Below are 19,764 nucleotides of genomic sequence, written 5' to 3'. Positions count from 1 at the left end.
CTGTAATTTAATATCGTATGCCTAATGCACTCATTAATGGTGGGCTAGTATAGACTAAGCCACCCATTGCTAGCATAGTTAAACTAACTATTAGGTTTCGTATTAGGTTCGAGAGCTTTATATTTAATAATGATATCGTGATGGCGATAGGTATTAGAAACAGTATGTTGACCAAGTATCTATCAGCAATATCCACATGCTTTATAGAGAATAATATAATGCAGATAAATATTAGAAGCAATTTTGTTATCTTTTCGTATTCTTGACGTTTTGCTGTTCCGAGCGTAATGGTTAGCATGTAGGTGCAGATACACAGCCAGAAGTTCAGCGATAGTAAAATGTTGTCGAGATGGGATTTATAATTTCCATCTATATACGCATTGCTTTTTGTTAATAACCATTGGAATCCAAAGAGGTTTGCAATTCCATCTACCATTGGAGATATCAGTGACGATAGAGCTAGTGCCAGTAGAGGTAAGGTTATGTAATATTTTGGTTTGTGGGGGATCTTATTAGCAATTGGAGCTATCAATATGACAATTGATGACCAGTGAAATGATATAGAAATTAGTGAAAAAGCTAAGAATTTTAAACTTTCCCGACGGTACGAATAATAAAATGCCAACATACTAAGGGGGATCGCATAAGCTTGGCGCATAGCGTTAGCGTCATAGACGATAAAGTAGCTCAGAAATGGTAGTGAAAATAAGAGCGAGGTTATTTTAGTGTTTTCTAGTAGTTTCTTATACGCAATGAAGTTTAAGGCTGAAATAATAAGGAAGTGAGCAATCAGCCAGCCACGAGCATCAAATACTAGTTTTAATAATGCTTGTATTGGCCAGAATAGGACTTCCGTACCGAAGTCAGCATCACTAGTTGCGGTGAAAGGGTTTTTAATATACGAAAAAGATTCGAGGTAGTGGCTTGTATCTCCACCGGCGTCAAAGGGTTTCAGAGCAATGAAATAAAATCCAATTGTAAATGCGGGTAAAGTGTAGAATATAAATTTTATCGGGATTAAAGAGCTGTTTTTTTGGCCAATATAATTTCCTTGGTGGAGAAGGATGCAAAAAGTCCAGCTTGTAAGCACATAGACAGCCAGTATATATATGGGGCTCATATTAGATGATGGACTCTTGCTTTGAATTTTTAGTGCGAGGTCGAGCGGAGTCTGTGGGCGATTTTCTTCACCACTCCCTTCAATCCAAGAATTTCGACCCAGTCTATCAAGCCTTCGTATATGCTAATCTTTATATTGGAGAGGATATGACAATTAAATTTTCTACTTGATTGAGATTGATTAAGTAATAATTTGTAGTATTTTTTATAGCGAATTGGTGAACTCGTTCTGTAGCAGTTATGAATTTGATTTGATAGATAATGAGTTAAGTTTTTTTGGGGGATTTTATCCTGCCACTTTTTCAAAAATTTTATCATTGATTTGTAGTCAACTTTGTTTTTTGCTCCACCAGCGTTCCAGTCGATGTTTGTTGTTATTTCAGGGGAATACGCCCAACCTTGAGTTTTGTAATAAATATTTAGGTAGAAATCATAGTCTTGATGTCTTTTTAAGTTGTTATCCCATTCTATCTCGCTGTTATGCAGTTTGATTCTATCTATTACATATGATGAGGTCTGAGCAATATACTTGGAGGAAAAAAGAAGTTCAAATGGAGATGCTAGCTTATAAACATCTACGGATTGACAGGGAGTCATGGTTTCTTTGTGGATATTGGCGCCGGAGTACACAGCTGCTTTTGATGAAGCTTGGAGTTCCTTTATTGATCTTTCGATATGTAGGGGGGTCCACCAATCATCAGAATCGAGAAATGCTATATATTTTGTTGTTGAGAGTAACATGCCGAGATTTCTTGCATAGTTTGCATTTCCTCGGGAGGTCGTTGAAATAAGAGTAATCTTATCTCCAATGTGCGAAATTTTTGAGATTATGCTAGATGCTATTTTTATTTCTTCGAAGCTAGAGCCATTGTCAACAATATATATCGCAGAGGGCATGAGCGACTGCTCTTCAATACTTCTAAGTAGTCGCTTAAGAAATCTTGATCTGTTAAAGAATGGGACGACGACACTGATGTCGGCTTCGGGTTTTTGGCTTTTCAATGGAGGATCTTTTAGCAATTAGTAAGGGTTTCGCTTTTGTGAACTTACTCTTGGTTCTTCAATTAATGCCAGGAGAGAGTTTTTTGCGCCATTTGGTGATTTACTTATTGTGTAGATTGTGAGGAGTATATATATGACAAAATTCCCTATGCTGAAGTATGCTATTGCGCCGATAGCGTTGTTGGTCGCTTTATAGCCGGCAAATACTAGTAGTATCTTGGTAAAAAGCGAGCCTAGCTCAAAGATAAGGAAGGATTTCTGTAAGGATAGAGCCGGGATCGCGGAAATTACGGGTCTAGAGATTAGGATTGAAAATAGCCAAAGGGACATCCATTGCGACAGTTCACCTGCTTCCCGCCATTCGCTACCAAATATAAGTGAGAATATCCAAGGACCTATGGTTATTGGTATGGCATAAAGGGCAAATCCAAGTACAGAGAGAGAAAGGCAGGTTTTAAGAAGTAGCGATTTTGCGTCTTCGCCTGCGCGTATAGACTCTACAAATTTTGGATAAAATACATCAGCTATCGATTGGCCAATCAAGGTGGAAGGGACAAATAATACAGTTCTGGCTAAAATGAAGTGGCCGACGGAGGCAGGGCCGGAAAGTATTGACAGCATCAGGATAGGTAAATTTTGGCCTATGCTGTTAATTAGAACCTGCGGCGTTCTGAATACTGCAAAATCATAGTATTTAATGAATAGTAACCAAGTGCTTGATTTTTCCTGTTTTTGGTCTGGTGTAGCTCGAATACTTGGCCATATAAGGGCTGAATTTAAGAGGTAACCCAGAGATGTGGTCGCGGTTAAAGCCGTGGCCGAGGGACTAATAACACCTGCTATGCATTTTGAGATGTTTGTGATTAGCGCTTGCGCTATTGAAGCTCTTGATCTTAGCGGGAATAATTTTTTTCGAATGGCAAATTGATTAGTTGTCGCCATCAATGATGCAAAAAGCATAGATGGTGGCAGTAGCCATAGTAATTTGTATATTTCATCTAGATTAAATGCCACAGCAATAGCTCTTCCGAAAAAGACCAATATGATGCTGGCAAGCGAAGATATAGCGAAGGATATAATAAGAGAGAGTTTTGCCAGTCCATGCGCGTCTGCTTCGTTTTTCGGAAGTACGATAGCCAGGGGGAAGCTAAGCGCGGTAAGAGGAATTAGGACCTCTAATATGGCAACGAAAGCACCTACGGCTCCAAAAATTTCTGGTCCGTATAAGCGAGTAAGAGCAGGTGTGAAGGCCATGGTAATGGCCTGGGCACCTGCCGTACCTGAGACAACTATCGCGACATTGTGGAAAAATTTATTCCGCAATACCTTTTCTAAAAAATCTATCACTGGAGTCTCAGTCTATGATATTTGGGTTTGGCTTGGAGTTCTGCCTATGGAGTGATATTGAATACCCTTTCGATGCATTCGAGCAGGCTCGAATAGATTTCTTCCATCAAAGATAAGCGGGCTTTTCAGTTGCTCTTTAATGAAATCGAAGTCTGGGGATTTAAATGTTGACCATTCAGTGATGATCATCAATGCGTCAGCGTTTTTTAAAGCAGCCTCTTTTGTACCACACAGAGTTAGATCTTCTCGGTTCCCATAAATTCGCTGAGCCTCTTCCATTGCTTCTGGATCGAATGCCTGTACCTTCGCGCCTGCGTTCCAAAGACTCTCCATTAAGACCCTGCTCGGTGCTGCGCGCATATCATCAGTATTAGGTTTAAATGCTAGCCCCCACAGTGCAAATGTTTTTCCCTTTAATTGGCCATTAAAGTGCTTATTGATTTTATGGAAAAGAACAGTTTTTTGTTCTGCATTGCGCTTCTCTATCGCTTTCAAAATTTTTGGTTCAAAATCAATGTCTTCGGCCGTACGGATTAACGCCTGAACATCTTTGGGGAAGCAGGAACCACCGTAACCCGCTCCGGCATAAATGAATTGGTAGCCGATACGAGGGTCAGACCCGATACCATGACGGACCATTTCGATATCTGCACCCAGTCGCTCTGCTAAATTTGCCATTTCGTTCATGAAACTGATTTTCGTAGCCAGCATACAGTTGGCTGCATACTTTGTTAGCTCTGCACTTCGTACATCCATTACTATAATTTTTTCATGGTTACGATTGAAGGGGGCATAGAGTTCGCGCATTGCCTCTTCGGTTTCGCGATTATTGGTGCCTATTACTATCCTATCCGGACGCATGCAATCGGTAACGGCAGAGCCTTCCTTAAGAAACTCTGGATTCGATACGACTTCAAAGTCTATATTTGATTTTCCTTCCCGCGTCAGTATCTCTAGAACTTTGGCGTTAACTTTATCGGCAGTCCCTACGGGAACAGTTGATTTATTAACAATGATCTTTGGGTGTTGCATGTAGATAGCGATAGTTTCTGCTACCGCAAGTACATATTGTAAGTCGGCGGAGCCATCTTCGTCTGGAGGCGTGCCCACGGCAATGAACTGCACGTCACCATGCTGGACACCCAGCGAGGCGTCAGTTGTGAAGTTCAGTCGACCGGCGTTGTGGTTGTCCTTTACTAGTCTATTCAGACCCGGTTCGTAGATGGGGATCTGCCCCTGCTTGAGGCGTTCCACCTTTTGTGGGTCTATGTCGACACATATAACGTCATGGCCCACCTCGGCCAGCACGGCTCCTTGCACAAGCCCTACATAACCGATGCCGTAGACAGTGACCTTCATATGGTTTCCCTTAACTCTTAATAGATCGGATTGCTGCGTCGTGCCTAAGCGGAGGGCTAGGCAATTGCTTCGTTATAATTGGGCTTTTGGCACGCTACCGCCCCAGGATTTTTGGTCATTTTCCTGAGGACGCGAAATGGGTGACTATTAGGAATGATCGATGATCATGCCGGTGTTCAATGGACAGTGTGGTATCCCTAACCCTGTCGCGTAAGTCCTAGGTCCTTTCGTACAAAACTATGCAGCGAGAATGATGAAGTTCTTTTGTTGTATCTCGATTTTTTTGAGTTGTAAGAATGATTTTTTAGTTTGCTTTGATGCTTGTGTATATGTTCAGGATTCATATTTTATTATTCTGTTTATCGGTAGTCGGATGGTTACTTCCCGCTGAAGTAGAGTAAGTAGCAATGACACTCGCTCTTCTCCATCTCTCGCCATGAAAATTGCTTCTATTCGCTGTAATCCCGGTGTATTAATTAATACACGATCACCGCTCGACAGCGCAGGAGGCGTCGCTGCAGGAGGTTGCATTAACATTGTTATTGCAGAGTTTGGGACTGGTGTTGGCTGGCCGCCGAAACTAACGATCTGACTGACTCCGCGCGTAGACCTGATTGGCAACCAATTGTCTTCGACTTTGTCCAACTGAATGAATAGGTAACCGGGAAACATCGGCTCATCGAGCTTTTGCAGTTGCCCTTTATGCAGACGCTCTATCGAGAGCAATGGAAGAAGGCACTCGTAACCTTGGTTCTCAAGGTGTTTCAGCGCTCGCGTGGCTTGGCGTGGCTTACACTGGACCAAATACCATTGTTTTCCGGTTGCGTCCGGCATGATTCCCTCGTTGCAGGACTGATTGCTCCTGCGGCGTTCCGATGTCCGCTATACGGACGGATATATGGATAAGGCCTTCCCTGGCCTCTCCTCGATCAGGCTTTGTCCGATTTGTACTCGTAGTGGTAGTAGCCGTAGCCACCGTAGCCGTAATAGGCCGAGGCACGCTTCTCAACACCGTTGAATATGGCGCCTTTGAGTTCGATGCCGTTCTGCGCGAAGCGGCGGATGGTCAATTCGATCTCCCGCGCCGGGTTCAGGCCGAAGCGGGTGACGATCAGACTGGTGCCGGACTGGCGGCCAACGATGGCGGCGTCGGTTACTGCCAGCAGCGGTGGGGTATCCAGGATTATCAGGTCGAACTGCTGGCTGGCTTCCTCGAGGAAGGCTGTGAAGTTGGGGTGCATCAGCAGTTCGGACGGGTTCGGCGGGATCTGGCCACGCGGAATGAAGTGGAAACCTTCGATCTCGGTGGCGCGTACGGCTGTGTTGAAGTCGCAACGCTTGACCAGAATGTCGGACAGGCCATTCTCTTCCCCGCTATTGAGCACCTTGTGCAGATAGCCCTTGCGCATGTCCACGTCTACCAGCAGTACACGCTGGCCGGTTTGCGCGATGACGGCTGCCAGGTTGGAGGAAACGAAGGTCTTGCCCACTGCCGGGCTGGGACCGGAAATCATCAGGCGATTGTTGCCGGCTTCCAGCATGGCGAAATGCAGGCTGGTGCGCAGGCTGCGCAGAGACTCGATGGCCAGGTCCGTGGGGTGACTGATGGCAAGCAGCGGTGCAGCTTTGGCAGAACGACCACGACCCTTGCCTCGTTTATCTTCCTCTGCCTTCTGCAGAACGCTGTAGGGAATCGAGGCGTATACCGGCAGGCCGAGTTGCTCGATGGCGTCCGGTGTTTCGATGCCGCGATTCAGTGCTTTGCGCAGCAGGACCAAGCCAACGGCAAAGAACAGGCCTAGCAGCGTGGCTACCAGGACAATGAGAGCTTTCTTGGGCTTGACCGGTTTGGTGATATCCACATCCGCGGAGTCAATGATACGGACGTTACCCACTGCACCTGCTCGCATCACGTCCAGTTCTTGGGCCTTGTTCAGCAACTGGGTGTAAATGGCGGTGCTGACTTCAACGTCGCGAGTCAGACGCAGTAGTTCCTGCTGGGTTTCCGGCAGGCCTTCCACCTTGTGGGTAAGGCCGTTCTGCTTTGAAGTCAATTCACCGATCTGCGTCTGCAGGGCTTGGTAGGCCGGATGCTGGCGGGTGAACTTGCGATCCATTTCCGCCTGTTGCAGCTTGAGCTCGGAAATGCTGGTATCCAGGGCGACGATCTGGTCGAGCAGGGCCTTGGTTTCCAGGCTGATGTCTGCGGATTTGGACTTGGTCTGGTACGCGCTCAGGGCGTCCTCGGCCTTTTCCAATTCGCGGCGCACATCGGGCAATTGGCCGCGCAGGAATTCCAGGCTGGACGCTGCCTCGGCGGAGGCGCGCTCAACGTTCTGCCGAACATAGAGCTTGCTGATCTCGTCCAGTACCTGCAGGGCGCGAGCCGGCTCGTCGTTTTCCAGCGACAGGCTGATGATGCCGGACTCCTTGCCGGTCTCGGCGACGTTCAGGTTGTCCTGGTAGCGCAGGATGGTGGTCAGACGGCGCTCACGCACTACGTCGAAATGGGTGCGCGGATTGGCGTGCAGGGATGCGACCTGGATTTTCACGCCGTGCTGGTCATAGGCTTCACCCACCTTGCCTTCGACCAGAACATTGTCATCATCGTCCAGCAGGGTGTAGGAACCGTTCTCTCCTGCGATCAGCGTGAGGTCCTTTTCCAGCAATGCAGTCGGCACATCGAGCTGGAAGACCTTCAGCTCCTCGCCACCCCAGCCAAAACGGCTAAGGCCAAACACCGGCGCTGCGATTTCATCCGGGGTCTCTGGATCGAAATGCCGTGCGATGAAGCCACCAATCAACGGAAACCGCGACGGCTGCACCACGATATTCAGCTTGAGGTTATCCACCGCCTTGCCGATGACTGCACGCGAAGTCAGCAGTTGAATCTCGGTAATAGCTTCCGACTGCGCCCCCAGTAGATCCCCCATATCCGACAGACCCGGGATGCTGGGCTTCTTCTGCTCCACCTGCACGATCGCATCCGATCGGTAGATCGGCGTCGCCAGCAGCGCATAAGCAACACCCACGGCCATGAAGCCCGCGGTGATACCGGCGATCAGCCATTTATGGTCGATCAGGGTGCCGAGCAGACCTAGCAGGTCGATCTCGTCATCGTCTTTGTCGTGGATGGCTACCGGGGCTTGCTGCTGCATGGGTGTGCTTCTTTTACTTCTTCGTCAGTGAGGCTTAGCGGGTCGGGCGAATGCGTTTGGCCCAGGCGTCGACGCCTTGTTCGATCAGCGCGTAGGCGTGTTCGAACACGGCTGTGCTCTGGCGGTAGGGGTCGGGGATTTCGCGATCGTCCTGCCACTTGCCGAGCAGGAAGGTCTTGCCGCGGGCTTCCGGGGCGATCTGGCTGACGCCTTGCAGGTGGCGCTTTTCCATGACCAGGACGAGGTCGGATTCGCGCAGCAGGCTGGATGTCAGTTGGCGGGCACGGTGTTCGTGCGGCTGCTCGCCGTGTTGCTGGAGGATGGCGAGAGCGTGGCTTTCGATGGGCTTGTCGACCAGGGCGCCGAGGCCGGCGGAGCTCACCTGGATATCGCTGCCGGCCAGGCGCTGGCGCAGCAGATGTTCTGCGGTAGGACTACGGCAAATGTTACCGACGCAGACGACCAATATCCTTTTGAACACGGGGACGTTCCTTGATCCTACAGATGTGTATGTATGAAAGCGGGGAAATGTAAGAGCCACGGCACCCTGAGTCAAGGCTCACAGCCCTTCTGTGACGGGCTTCGAACTTTTGAAAATGGCGAATTGCCATGGGTGCGCGGGTTTGACGGGGCCGACCGCTTGTCGTCTGGCGGCCCCCGGGGGATTGGAAGATCAGGGGGCGGGGGCTGGGGTTTCTTCCTGGGACGGACGTTCGAGCGCCACCTGCCGAATCGACAACCGGATCTCCGCCGGCAACACGCGCTTGGCCGCGCCTTCGACGAGGTCGCCCAGTTTCTCGTGGTAGCTCAGCTTGCCTTCTTCATCCTTGCGCAGCACGCGCTGGTCGAGCAGGGCCTGGATGAAGTTGCGGAACAGTGTCTTGTCGAAGAATTCCGGGGCGTTCAGGCCGTGGAGGATGGACAGGCGCTGGGCCATGACGGTGCACAGGTTCTCCAGTTCCTCGGCGCTGAGCTGGCGTTGCCCGGCGTTGAGCAGCAGGGCGATGGCCATGTAGAAGCGCTGCAGGGTCTGGGTGATGGCGCGGGCGAGCAGGGTCAGCAGCACGTATTCGCGTGAGCTAGGCGCCAGGCGCACGTAGGCGTCGCCGTCCTGTTTCAGCAGGTTCTGTTCCACCAGCGCGGCCAGCCATTGGTCGACCACGGCGTCGAGCTGGTCCAGGTCCCAGCGGATGAACAGTTCCTGTTGCAGGAAGGGGTAGAGCGCGCGGGTGTAGTTGAGCAGCTGTTCGCGGCTGATCCGCGCGTTGCTCTGGAAGAAGCTGGCGATCAGCGCTGGCAGGGCGAATACGTGCAGGACGTTGTTGCGGTAGTAGGTCATGAGGACGGCGTTCTGCTCGTCCAGGTAGAGGATGCGGCCCAGGGCGTCCTTCTGTTCGGCGAGCAGGTTCATGCTCTTCACGTATTCGATCAGCGCCTTGCCGTCGCCGTCGGGCAGGGTGGCGCTGGGCGAGTAGGGCACCTTGCGCAGCAGCGCCAGGTACAGGTCCAGCACGCGTTCCAGGGCGCGTTCGTCCAGGGCCAGGCGGCTGGTGGAGAGCAGCGCCAGGGCCACCAGGTTGACCGGGTTGATCGCCGCCGCGTCGTTGAGGTGGCGGGCCACTTCGCGGGCCAGTTGGTTGGTGGCGTCCGGCAGCCAGGCCGGGCGGTATTCCGGGCCGAGTTCCTGCTTGCGCCAGCCGGGTTCGTGCTGTTCGAGGAAGCTGTCCAGGTGGATCGGCTCGCCGAAGTTCACCCACACCTGGCCGAAGCGCTGGCGCAGCGCGCCCACCACCTTGAACAGGTCGAAGATGGATTCCTTCTTCTTCGCCGCGCCGCGCAGCTCGCCCAGGTAGGTGCGGCCTTCCAGAACGCGCTCGTAGCCGATGTACACCGGCACGAAGACGATCGGCCGGCGCGAGTCGCGCAGGAAGCTGCGCAGCGTGATGGCGAGCATGCCGGTGCGCGGGTGGAGCATGCGCCCGGTGCGCGAGCGGCCGCCCTCGACGAAGTATTCGGTGGAGAAGCCGCGGCTGAACAGGGTGTGCAGGTATTCGTTGAACACCGCGGTGTACAGCTGGTTGCCCTTGAAGCTGCGGCGCATGAAGAAGGCCCCGCCGCGGCGCAGGATGGAGCCGACCACCGGCATGTTGAGGTTGATGCCGGCGGCGATGTGCGGCGGCGTCAGGCCGTTGCGGAACAGCAGGTAGGACAGCAGCAGGTAGTCGATGTGGCTGCGGTGGCAGGGCACGTAGACGATCTCGTGGCCCTGGGCGACGTCCTGCACGCGCTCGATGTGGTTGACCCGCACGCCTTCGTAGAGCTTGTTCCAGAACCAGGTGAGGGTGACTTCGAGGAAGCGGATCACCGGGTAGGACACGTCCGCGGCGATCTCGTTGGCGTAGCGCAGGGCCAGGGCCTCGGCCTTTTCCGTGGAGAGGTGCTGCGTTTCGACTTCTTCCTGGATGGCCTGGCGCACCAGGGGCGCGCGCAGCAGGCCCTTGACCAGGGTGCGGCGGTGCGAGAGGTCCGGGCCGATGACCGCGGTCTTCTGGTTGCGGAAGTGCACCCGCAGGATGCGCTGGACCATGCGCTGGGTGCGCTCCTGGCCCTTGCCCTGGTCGACCAGCTCGCGCAGGTGGATGGGCGCGGAGAACTGCACGCGGGTCTTGCGCCCGAGGATGAGGATGCGCGCCAGCTTGCGCAGGCGCCCGGTCACCGCCCAGTTGTCGGCGAACAGCAGCTTCCAGGCGCTCTTCTCGCTGTCCGGCGACTGGCCCCAGAACACGCTGACCGGGACGATCTGCGCGTCGTCCACGCCGTTCTGGCCGATGGCCGCGAGCATGCGCATCAGCGCCGGCGGCGCGCCGCGCTTGTCCTGGCGGCCGAGCCAGTCGGGCTCCGGCGTCAGGTAGAAGAAGGCCGCCGGCTCGACGCTGCTGCCCACCGCCACCGGCATCACCGGGCGCGGCAGGCCGGCCTTGCGGCACTCCGTGTCGACTACCGCCAGGTCGCTCACCGAAGGCTGCTGCAGCACGTAGAGCACCGGCTTGCTGCGGTCGATCTTCAGGCTCAGGGACGACTGGTTGATGGTTTCCGAGCGCACCCAGAGGTAGAGCAGGCGGCGCAGGACGCCAAAGCCGAAGCGGCGGAACGGGTAACGGGGCATACGGGCTCGCAGGCAGTTGAACGGGGCTCGGTGGCGACCAAGCGGACGCTAGTGTGCCGCAACGCTACGGCAGGCAAAAGGGTGGGACGGCAGCCTGGAAGCATGCTATGACCTCCGCTCGGCTGCTTTCGATGTAGGAATAGGACCGCATTCCTAAATAAATTTTCATGCACGGCAGTGTACTTTTTCGTCACAGTCTCCACCTTGCACTGCCGTCCGTCGGTTCATATATTCCCGGCGGCATTTTGTGGGAGCTCGTCTGCCCCGTGTGTTCCGAGTTCGCGGCGGGCTCTTGGCGCAACGGTGAGAGAAATGATCGAAATAAGCAGACTCACGAAGCGATTCGCGCAGCACACCGCGGTGGACGACCTGTCGTTCAGTGTGCAACCGGGGGAAGTCCTGGGCTTTCTCGGCCCCAACGGCGCCGGCAAGTCCACCACCATGAAGATGCTCACCGGGTTCCTCGCGCCCACCTCGGGCACCGCGAGCATCCACGGTTTCGACATCCAGACGCAGACCCTGCAGGCCCAGCGCCTGATCGGCTACCTGCCCGAGGGCGCGCCCTGCTACGGCGACATGCGCGTGCGCGGCTTCCTCGAATTCATCGCCGAGGTCCGCGGCTACCGCGGCGCGCAGAAGCGCGAGCGGGTGGCGCGGGTGGTCGAGCAGCTGGAGCTGGAGCCTGTCCGCGAGCAGTCCATCGAAACCCTCTCCAAGGGCTTCAAGCGCCGCGTCGGCGTGGCCCAGGCGATCCTCCACGACCCGCGGGTGCTGATCCTCGACGAGCCCACCGACGGCCTGGACCCGAACCAGAAGCATCAGGTCCGCGAGCTGATCCGCGGCCTGGCCCGCGAGCGCATCGTCATCATCTCCACCCACATCCTCGAAGAGGTCACCGCGGTCTGCACCCGCGCCGTGGTGATCGCCAACGGCCGCCTGCTGGCCGACGGCACGCCCTTCGAGCTGGAAAGCCGCTCGCGCTACCACCAGGCGGTGACCCTGGTCGCCGATGGCGAGCTGGACCGCGCGGCCCTGGCCGCATTGCCGGGCGTGGCGGCGCTGGAAGAGAACCCGCTGGAGCACAGCCTGACGCTGTTGGCCAGGCCCGGCGAGGTGATCTTCCCGCAGGTGAATGCGCTGATCGCCGAGCGCGGCTGGCGCATCCGCGAGCTGGACGTGGAGCGCGGCCGCCTCGACGAGGTGTTCCGCAGCCTGACCAGGGGGGAAGCGGCATGAAGCAGTTGCCGGTGGTCTTCAAGCGCGAGCTGGCGAGCTACTTCGCCACCCCGCTGGCCTACGTGTTCATCGTCATCTTCCTGGTGCTGTCCGGGGTCTTCACCTTCTACCTGGGCAATTTCTACGAGCGTAACCAGGCGGACCTGACGGCCTTCTTCAACTTCCACCCCTGGCTCTACCTGTTCCTCATCCCGGCACTGGCCATGCGCCTGTGGGCCGAGGAGCGCAAGTCCGGCTCCATCGAGCTGCTGATGACCCTGCCGATCACCCGCTTCGAGGCGGTCACCGGCAAGTTCCTCGCCGCCTGGGTGTTCGCCGGCATCGCGTTGCTGCTGACCTTCCCCATGGTGCTCACGGTCAACTACCTGGGCGAGCCGGACAACGGCGCCATCCTCGCCGGCTACCTCGGCAGCTGGCTGCTGGCCGGCGGCTACCTGGCCATCGGCTCGTGCATGTCGGCGCTGGCGAAGAACCAGGTGATCGCCTTCATCCTCGCCGTGGTGATGTGCTTCGTGTTCATCGTCAGCGGCTTCCCCCTGGTGCTCGACGCCTTCAACGCCTGGGCGCCGCAGTGGCTGCTGGACGCGGTGGCCTCGATGAGCTTCCTGACGCGCTTCGATGCGATCAGCAAGGGCGTCATCGACCTGCGCGACCTGCTGTTCTTCGCCAGCCTGATCGTCGCCTGGCTCGCCGCCACGGCGGTGGTGGTCGACCTGAAGAAAGCCGATTGAGGAAGCCCGCATGAAGAAATTGATGTATTCCGCCGCCGGGCTGCTGGTCATCGCCTTGCTGTTCCTGGCTTTCAACCTGGTGTCCGGGCTGGCCTTCACCGGCGCGCGCCTGGACCTGACGCAGCAGAAGCTCTACACCATCTCCGACGGCACCAAGAAGGTGCTGGGCTCCATCGGCGAGCCGATCAACCTGTACTTCTTCTTCTCCGACAAGGGCAGCAAGGACCTGGTCCCGCTGCGCAACTACGCCAAGCGCGTGGAGGAGCTGCTCAAGGCCTACGAGCGCGAGGCCGACGGCAAGATCCGCCTGCACGTCATCGACCCGCAGCCGTTCTCCGAGGAGGAGGACAAGGCCGCCGAGTTCGGCCTGCAGGCGGTGCCGCTGAACCAGGGCGGCGACACCCTGTACTTCGGCCTGGCCGGCACCGACGCGCTGGACAACATCCAGGTGATCCCGTTCTTCCAGCCGGACCACGAGGCGTTCCTGGAGTACGACCTCAGCCGCCTGGTCAATGCCCTGGCGCACCCCAGGCGGCCGGTGGTGGGCGTGCTCAGCACCCTGCAGATGACCGGCGGCTTCGACATGCAGACGCAGCAGCCCAGCTCGCCCTGGATGCTGCTCGACGAAGTGCGCCAGCAGTTCGACCTGAAGAGCCTCAAGCCCGACGTCGACGCCATCCCGGACGACGTCAGCGTGCTGCTGCTGGTGCATCCCAAGCACCTGCCGCAGCAGACGCTCTACGCCATCGATCAGTTCGTGCTGCGCGGCGGCAAGCTGCTGGCCTTCGTCGATCCCTTCAGCGAGGCCGACAAGTCCTCGCCCATGGCCGCGCTGGATGGCCCCGGTGACCAGGCCTCCGACCTCGAACCGCTGTTCAAGGCCTGGGGCGTGCAACTGCTGCCGGGCAAGGTGCTCGGCGACGCCAGCTACGCCATGTCGGTGAGCATGGGTCAGGGCCAGCGCGCGGCGCACCACCCGGCCTGGCTGAACCTCGGCGCCAAGGCGCTGGACGCCAACGACGTGGCCACCGCCGGGCTGGAGAATCTGACCCTGGCCACCGCCGGCATCCTCGAGCCGCTCAAGGACGCGAAGACGCACTTCACGCCGCTGATCCAGAGTTCGGCGCAGGCGATGCCCTTCGACGCCCAGCGCTTCGCCACCCTGCGCGACCCCGGCGAGCTGATGGCCCAGCTCAAGCCCACCGGCCAGCGCTACGTCATGGCCGCGCGCATCCAGGGCCCGGCGCAGAGCGCCTTCCCCAATGGCATCGAAGGCCGCAAGGATGGCCTGAAGAGCGCCGACAGCATCAACGTCATCGCCGTGGCCGACACTGACCTGCTCACCGACCGCATGTGGGTGCAGGTGCAGGACTTCTTCGGCCAGCGCGTGCCGCAGCCCTGGGCCGACAACGCCAGCTTCGTGATCAACGCGCTGGACAACCTGGCCGGCTCCGACGCGCTGATCAGCGTGCGCTCGCGCGGCCGCTTCAGCCGCCCGTTCACAGTGGTGGACGAGCTGCAGCGCCAGGCCGAGACGCGCTTCCGCGAGAAGGCCGACGCGCTCAAGCAGCGCCTGGCCGACACCGAGCAGAAGCTCGCCGCGCTGCAGAATCCCGACCCGGGCAAGGCCCTGGAGCTGACGCCGGAGCAGCAGAGCGCGATGCAGCAGTTCATCCAGGAGCGCGTGCGCATCCGCAAGGAGCTGCGCGACGTGCAGTTCCAGCTCAACGCGGATATCGAGTCCCTCGGCCGCACCCTGAAGATCGTCAACATCGCCGCCGTGCCGCTGCTGCTGACCCTGGGCGTGCTCGCCCTGTGGTGGTGGCGCCGCCGGCGCCAGGCCTGAGGAGGCGGCCATGCAACGCAAGAGTCTGATCCTGCTGGTGGTCCTGGTGGTGGCGCTCGGCGGCCTCTTCGCCTGGCTGCAGCGCGAGCCGGCCCGCCTGGCGCCGCCGGCGGAGGTGCGCTATTTCCCGGGCCTGGACGCGCAGCAGGTGAGCGCGGTGACGGTGCGCCGCCCCGGCCAGCCGGACATCCGCGTGGCGCGCCAGGACGGGCGCTGGGTGATGCCGGCCAAGGCCGGCTACCCGGCGGCCGGGCGCCTGGTCGGCGACTTGCTGCACGACCTGGCGCAGGCGCGCAAGGTCGAGGCCAAGACCCGCGAGCCGGGCAACTTCGCCCAGCTCGGCGTCGCCGACCAGGGCGAGGGCGCCGCCGTGCGCCTGAGCCTGGAGCGCAGCGGCGGAGCGCCGCTGGAGCTGCTGGTGGGCAAGGCCGCGCAGCAGGGCGGGCGCCTGGTGCGCCAGCCCGGCGACGAGCAGGTCTGGCTGATCGACAAGGACCTGCGCCTGCCGCCCGACGAGCTGGACTGGCTGGACCGGCGCATCACCAGCATTCCCTTCGAGAAGGTCGCCGAGGTGTCGGTGAGCTACCCCGGCGGGGAAACCCTGACGGTGTTCCGCGACAAGGCCGGCGAGCCCAACCTGCAGGTACGCCAGCTGCCCGGGGACGCCAAGCTGGCCTACGAGTCCATCGCCAACGGCATGGCCACGCCCTTCGGCGCCCTGACCTTCAGCGAAACGGCGCCGCTGGACCAGGTGCAGTTCAAGGGGCCGGCGCGCCTGAGCCTGACGCTCAAGACCCTCGATGGCGCCAGCCTGAGCGGGCGCGTGCTGGAGCAGGGCGGGCAGAACTGGCTGCTGCTGGACCGCGTCGAGGGGTTCGCCGACGGGCAGATCCAGGCGCGCAAGGGCTGGGCCTACCGCATCGAAGCCAACCAGTACGAGGCGCTTGCCCGGCACCTGGCGGATTTCACCGCGAAGAAACCTTGAGGTATTTCAAAGGCCGGCCGGGCGAAGTTCCGGTCGGCAACTTTCACCATGGGCGTGCGGAAATGTGCGCTACAGCACGCCGACAATGACAAAACTTACAACTCCGTTACATCGTCCAAGTGCACCAGAATGGCCTTGGAAGCCCCGTAAAATGGCACTTTGGCCACATCGGTCACGGTGCTGGCACTCAGGCGAAAAAGTGCTTTCCAGCTGTAACTTTTGATTTATATACTCGGGAGCGCGGTCGTCATTGGGGCGTTATTCGAATTGCCCATCCAGCGGCTAAGGCCCTGGACGGTCAACGCGGACAACCTTCCGCTTGTCGAGCCGTTGCAGTCCTCATTCCCGGGGGCCACCCAAAAATAATAGCGAGTTGGAGAGTGTGGTAATGGCTGATCGTGAGGTCGGAACCGTCAAGTGGTTCAATGACGCCAAGGGTTATGGATTCATTCAACGCGACAGCGGTCCGGACGTTTTCGTCCACTACCGCGCCATTCGTGGCGAAGGTCACCGCTCCCTGGTCGAAGGCCAGAAAGTGGAGTTCTCGGTGATCCAGGGTCAGAAAGGCCTGCAGGCGGAAGACGTCTCCAAGGTCTGAGCCCCCGAAGACAAAGGCCCGTCGCGAGACGGGCCTTCGTTTTCCAGCCGGCGCCCGGCGCCCGGCTCTTCAGCAACGACGCCGCGCATCGCGCCAGCGTCGTTTTCGTGCTTCAGCCGGTTCGCCAGGTGATCTCGGCGACGCCCTCGGCGGTCACCTTCAGCCAGCGGTCGGCGTCCTCCTCGCCCTGTTCTTCGCTCCAGCCGCCCGGCGCGCAGCGCACCTCCACGCCCAGCGCGGCGTTGGCCGCCCGGGCGCAGGCCAGGTCGTCGTCCCAGGGCGTGGCGTCGCTGTCGATGAACAGGCTGTGCCACTTGCCCACCGCCTGCGGCAGCCAGGTCAGCGGGATCATCCCGCTGGGGCTGTCGGCCAGGCACTTGAAGGTCTCGCCCTGGCGCCGCCATTCGCTGCAGGGGCCCAGCGCCTCGGCCAGCCAGGCGCCGACGGCGGCCTGGTCGGCGTCCTTCAGGTAGATCTCGATATCCGGTTGGCGCATGGGCGTCCTCGTCAGGGTTTTTGGCGTTCCAGCCAATCGTAGCGCACCGCCACAGTGACCTCGAAGGGCTCGGCGAGGATGCGCTCGCGGCGCTGCGGGTTGACCCGCCAGCCGTGGGGCGTCATCGCCAGCAGGGTTTCGCGGGCTTCGCGGCTGTCCAGGGCCAGGCGGAAACTCAGGCTTTCCGTATGGGCCAGGGCCAGGCTCGGCGGCAGGTCGGCCAGGTGCTTGTCGTCGACGTACTCGCGCACCTCGTCGTACAGGCGCTGGCGCAGTTCCAGCAGGTGGTCGCGGCCCGGGCCCAGGCGCAGCACGCCGCCGCCGGGGGCCAGCAGGCGCGCCGCCTCGTTCCAGTCGATGGGGCTGAACACGCTGGCCAGCAACTGGCAACTGGCGTCGGCCAGCGGCACCCGGGCCATGCTGGCGACCATCCAGGTCAGCTGCGGGGCGCGGCGGCAGGCGGCTTTCACCGCCTCGCGGGAGATGTCCAGGGCGTAGCCGTCGCTGGCGGGCAGGGCCTCGGCGAGCTGGGCAGTGTAGTAGCCCTCGCCGCAGCCGATGTCGAGCCAGCGCGCCGGTGCGCGTTCGGCGGCAAGCTCCGCCAGGCGCCGGGCCAGCGGGGCATAGTGGCCGGCGCCTAGGAACTGGCGGCGAGCCTCGACCATGGCGGCGTTGTCGCCCGGGTCACGGCTTTTCTTGTGCTGCACCGGCAGCAGGTTCAGGTAGCCCTGGCGCGCGCGGTCGAAACTGTGCCCGGCGGGGCACTTCACGCCGTTGTCGTAGCGTTCCAGGCTCGCCTGGCAGATCGGGCAGGTGAGCATCAGTCCTTGCGCTCCGTGCGCAGCGGGCTCAGCACGGTGAGCAGCGGCAGGCTGCGCTGGCGCAGGTTGAGCTGGTAGCTGCGCAGGGCGTAGCGCCGTTCGGCGGCCGGGGCCGGCGGTGGGATGTCGGGTTGGGTGGCAGCCAGGCAGAAGCCTTTCTTCACGTCTTTCATGCCAGCAGCCGCACCAGGGTCTGGTAGTAGATTTCGCTCAGCAGGTCGAGGTCGCTGGCCAGCACCCGCTCGTTGACCTGGTGGATGGTGGCGTTGACCGGGCCCAGCTCGACCACCTGGGTGCCCAGGGTGGCGATGAAGCGCCCGTCCGAGGTGCCGCCGGAGGTCGAGGGAGTGGTCTGCCGGCCGGTCACCGCCTGGATGCTGGCGGCCACGGCGTCGAGCAGTTCGCCCGGCTCGGTGAGGAACGGCAGGCCGGACAGCGCCCAGTCGATGTGCCAGTCCAGGCCGTGCTTGTCGAGGATGGCGGCGACGCGCTGCTGCAACCCCTCCGGGGTGGATTCGGTGGAGAAGCGGAAGTTGAACACCACCACCAGCTCGCCGGGGATGACGTTGGTGGCGCCGGTGCCGCCGTTGATGTTGGAGATCTGGAAGCTGGTCGGCGGGAAGAAGGCGTTGCCATCGTCCCAGTGCTCGGCGGCCAGCTCGGCCAGGGCCGGGGCGGCCAGGTGGATGGGGTTCTTCGCCAGGTGCGGGTAGGCCACGTGGCCCTGCACGCCGCGCACCTTGAGGGTGGCGCCGAGGGAGCCGCGGCGGCCGTTCTTGACCACGTCGCCGACCAGAGCGGTGCTCGACGGCTCGCCGACGATGCACCAGTCCAGGCGCTCGTTGCGTGCGCGCAGGCGCTCGACCACGGCCTTGGTGCCGTGCTGCGCCGGGCCTTCCTCGTCGCTGGTGATCAGGTAGGCGATGCTGCCGCGGTGGTCCGGGTGCCCGGCGACGAAGCGCTCGGTGGCGATGATCATGGCCGCCAGGCTGCCCTTCATGTCCGCCGCGCCGCGCCCGCAGAGCATGCCGTCGGCGTCGATCAGGGCGTCGAACGGCTGGTGCTGCCAGGCCTGCGCGGGGCCGGTGGGGACCACGTCGGTGTGCCCGGCGAAGCACAGCACCGGGCCTGCGCCGCCATCACGGCCGGCGCGGCGGGCCCAGAAGTTGTCCACTTCTTCGATGCGCATCGGCTCCAGGTCGAAGCCGCAGGCGGCCAGGCGCTGCATCATCAGCTGCTGGCAGTCGGCATCGACGGGGGTGACGGAGGGCCGGCGGATCAGCTCGCAGGCGAGGGCCAGGGTCGGCGACAGGGACATGGGCAAGGCATCCAGGGTGAAACGGAAAAGGCGCACATCTTAAAGCAAAAGCGCGGGGACAGCGCGTCGTCTGGTCGCAGCGGTTTCCTTGGCAGGATGCGCGTAGGAGCGAAGAGTCCGTTCGCGAGCAAGCTCGCTCCTACGATGCCTCCGACTCCGAGCCCAACTGTAGGAGCGGGCCCTGCCCGCGATTTCGCGCGCAGGGCGCGCTCCTACAAGGAGCACGGTGCGTGGGGTGGCGTATGAGCGAGCATGGCTTTTCGTAGGATGGCGTTGAGCGAAGCGATATCCATCGCCATGACCGCATGGGTATCGCCAAGGCTCAACCCATCCTACGAAAAGCGCCCGGCCGTTCAGCCCACCTGCTCGGAACCGCTCAGCGCTTCTTCCTCACGCGGGCGCGGCAGCGAGGAGAGCAGGGCCTCAACTGTAGCGGGCCCTGCCCGCGATTTCGCGCGCAGGGCGCGCTCCTACAAGGAGCGCAGTGCGTGGGATGGCGTAGGAGCGAGCATGGCTTTTCGTAGGATGGCGTTGAGCGAAGCGATACCCATCGCCATGACCGCATGGGTATCGCCAAGGCTC

At 59.2% G+C, this 19,764-nt stretch carries 17 protein-coding genes; 5 read left to right on the top strand and 12 right to left on the bottom strand.

From position 1 onward, the window contains the following. Positions 1-7: 7 nt before the first annotated feature. The 8 genes from RN02_RS32870 to plsB form a co-directional block, all read right to left on the bottom strand. Complete coding sequence (locus tag RN02_RS32870) at positions 8-1,120, bottom strand: EpsG family protein (protein ID WP_082033911.1); 1,113 nt, start codon at positions 1,118-1,120, stop codon at positions 8-10. Between the two features lie 29 nt (positions 1,121-1,149). Beyond that, positions 1,150-2,121: a glycosyltransferase family 2 protein gene (locus RN02_RS32865; protein WP_161796268.1), complete on the bottom strand. Its 972-nt coding sequence runs from the start codon at positions 2,119-2,121 to the stop codon at positions 1,150-1,152. Between the two features lie 18 nt (positions 2,122-2,139). Further along, positions 2,140-3,468 carry a lipopolysaccharide biosynthesis protein gene (locus tag RN02_RS27795; RefSeq protein WP_082033909.1) on the bottom strand — a complete coding sequence of 443 codons (1,329 nt, stop codon included), beginning with the start codon at positions 3,466-3,468 and terminating at the stop codon, positions 2,140-2,142. Positions 3,469-3,480: 12 nt separating this feature from the next. Next, complete coding sequence (locus tag RN02_RS27790; protein WP_043318433.1) at positions 3,481-4,827, bottom strand: UDP-glucose dehydrogenase family protein; 1,347 nt, start codon at positions 4,825-4,827, stop codon at positions 3,481-3,483. A 333-nt stretch (positions 4,828-5,160) separates the two neighbouring features. Then, positions 5,161-5,661, bottom strand: coding sequence for a transcription/translation regulatory transformer protein RfaH (gene rfaH / locus RN02_RS31780; RefSeq protein ID WP_082033908.1), 501 nt, complete (start codon positions 5,659-5,661; stop codon positions 5,161-5,163). Between the two features lie 95 nt (positions 5,662-5,756). Then, positions 5,757-7,985 carry a polysaccharide biosynthesis tyrosine autokinase gene (locus RN02_RS27785; protein WP_043318430.1) on the bottom strand — a complete coding sequence of 743 codons (2,229 nt, stop codon included), beginning with the start codon at positions 7,983-7,985 and terminating at the stop codon, positions 5,757-5,759. A 34-nt stretch (positions 7,986-8,019) separates the two neighbouring features. Further along, a complete protein-coding gene (locus RN02_RS27780; protein ID WP_043271232.1) occupies positions 8,020-8,466 on the bottom strand; it encodes a low molecular weight protein-tyrosine-phosphatase in 447 nt (148 codons plus the stop codon). Between the two features lie 192 nt (positions 8,467-8,658). Then, a complete protein-coding gene (gene plsB / locus RN02_RS27775) occupies positions 8,659-11,151 on the bottom strand; it encodes a glycerol-3-phosphate 1-O-acyltransferase PlsB (RefSeq protein ID WP_043318428.1) in 2,493 nt (830 codons plus the stop codon). 312 nt (positions 11,152-11,463) lie between these two features. On the opposite strand from plsB, the gene RN02_RS27770 reads away from it, so the two are divergent. The 5 genes from RN02_RS27770 (at position 11,464) to RN02_RS27750 (ending at position 16,547) form a co-directional block, all read left to right on the top strand. Then, entirely contained in the window at positions 11,464-12,387 is a 924-nt protein-coding gene (locus RN02_RS27770) for an ABC transporter ATP-binding protein (RefSeq protein ID WP_043318426.1), read from the top strand. Next, complete coding sequence (locus RN02_RS27765) at positions 12,384-13,118, top strand: ABC transporter permease subunit (RefSeq protein WP_009616584.1); 735 nt, start codon at positions 12,384-12,386, stop codon at positions 13,116-13,118. The genes RN02_RS27770 and RN02_RS27765 overlap by 4 nt, the downstream gene beginning before the upstream one ends. Positions 13,119-13,128: 10 nt before the next feature. After that, entirely contained in the window at positions 13,129-14,964 is a 1,836-nt protein-coding gene (locus RN02_RS27760) for a GldG family protein (protein ID WP_043318424.1), read from the top strand. A 10-nt stretch (positions 14,965-14,974) separates the two neighbouring features. Then, positions 14,975-15,949 (top strand): DUF4340 domain-containing protein, encoded by a 975-nt coding sequence (locus RN02_RS27755; protein ID WP_043318422.1) that lies wholly within the window; start codon positions 14,975-14,977, stop codon positions 15,947-15,949. Positions 15,950-16,337: 388 nt separating this feature from the next. Then, on the top strand, positions 16,338-16,547 hold the full coding sequence (locus RN02_RS27750; RefSeq protein ID WP_003082372.1) for a cold-shock protein: 210 nt from the start codon (positions 16,338-16,340) through the stop codon (positions 16,545-16,547). A gap of 112 nt (positions 16,548-16,659) precedes the next feature. Here RN02_RS27750 and RN02_RS27745 read toward each other — a convergent pair whose 3' ends face one another. Genes RN02_RS27745 through dapE form a run of 4 tightly spaced genes read right to left on the bottom strand, consistent with a single transcriptional unit; the run spans position 16,660 to position 19,182 of the window. Beyond that, the gene (locus RN02_RS27745; protein ID WP_043318421.1) at positions 16,660-17,043 is read right to left on the bottom strand and encodes a hypothetical protein; all 384 of its coding nucleotides are present in this window, start codon (positions 17,041-17,043) and stop codon (positions 16,660-16,662) included. Between the two features lie 11 nt (positions 17,044-17,054). Beyond that, positions 17,055-17,864 (bottom strand): putative RNA methyltransferase, encoded by an 810-nt coding sequence (locus RN02_RS27740; protein WP_043318418.1) that lies wholly within the window; start codon positions 17,862-17,864, stop codon positions 17,055-17,057. Continuing rightward, complete coding sequence (locus RN02_RS34060) at positions 17,864-18,037, bottom strand: hypothetical protein (protein WP_167361010.1); 174 nt, start codon at positions 18,035-18,037, stop codon at positions 17,864-17,866. Before RN02_RS34060 ends, RN02_RS27740 begins: the two co-directional genes overlap by 1 nt. Continuing rightward, positions 18,034-19,182, bottom strand: a complete 1,149-nt coding sequence (dapE, locus tag RN02_RS27735; RefSeq protein WP_043318416.1) for a succinyl-diaminopimelate desuccinylase — start codon at positions 19,180-19,182, stop codon at positions 18,034-18,036. Before dapE ends, RN02_RS34060 begins: the two co-directional genes overlap by 4 nt. Between the last annotated feature and the right edge of the window lie 582 nt (positions 19,183-19,764).

Source organism: Pseudomonas sp. PI1, assembly GCF_000812405.1.
GTDB classification, from domain to species: domain Bacteria; phylum Pseudomonadota; class Gammaproteobacteria; order Pseudomonadales; family Pseudomonadaceae; genus Pseudomonas; species Pseudomonas citronellolis.
The sequence above is the reverse complement of the archived record's forward strand: the minus strand, read 5'-3'. Positions and strand labels throughout refer to the sequence as shown.